The sequence below is a fragment of the Acidobacteriota bacterium genome, from assembly GCA_033549365.1.
Lineage (GTDB): Bacteria > Acidobacteriota > Aminicenantia > Aminicenantales > Saccharicenantaceae > JAWSUF01.
In genome coordinates, this window is record JAWSUF010000043.1 from 1 (window position 1) to 457 (window position 457).

Here is a 457-nt window from a genome sequence, read left to right on the forward strand (position 1 = left end):
GGTTCCCGCACGCTATGGTCGTCAGGCGAAAAACGGTGAATCATGCTGAGCTGATACGTCTCATCGTATCCGGCTGTCGGTCGCCATCGGCAGACCGCTTGGGTGTTATATGGTCAAGCCTCACGGGCCATTAGTACCGGTTAGCTCAACGCCTTGCAGCGCTTCCACACCCGGCCTATCAACCAGCTGGTCTCGCTGGGCCCTTCAGGAGGCTCGAGGCCTCGGGGATGTCTCATCTTGAAGGGGGCTTCCCGCTTAGATGCTTTCAGCGGTTATCCCGTCCGCACATAGCTACCCGGCAATGCCACTGGCGTGACAACCGGAACACCAGAGGTGCGTCCACTCCGGTCCTCTCGTACTAGGAGCAGCACTTCTCAAACATCCAACGCCCACGGCAGATAGGGACCGAACTGTCTCACGACGTTCTAAACCCAGCTCGCGTACCACTTTAAATGGC

1 rRNA gene (cut by a window edge) is annotated in these 457 nt (G+C 58.2%); it reads right to left on the minus strand.

The features are described 5' to 3' along the window. Positions 1-109 precede the first annotated feature (109 nt). Positions 110-457, minus strand: a 23S ribosomal RNA gene (locus tag SCM96_15935) (its annotated part continues 1013 nt past the right edge of the window); the annotation flags it as partial.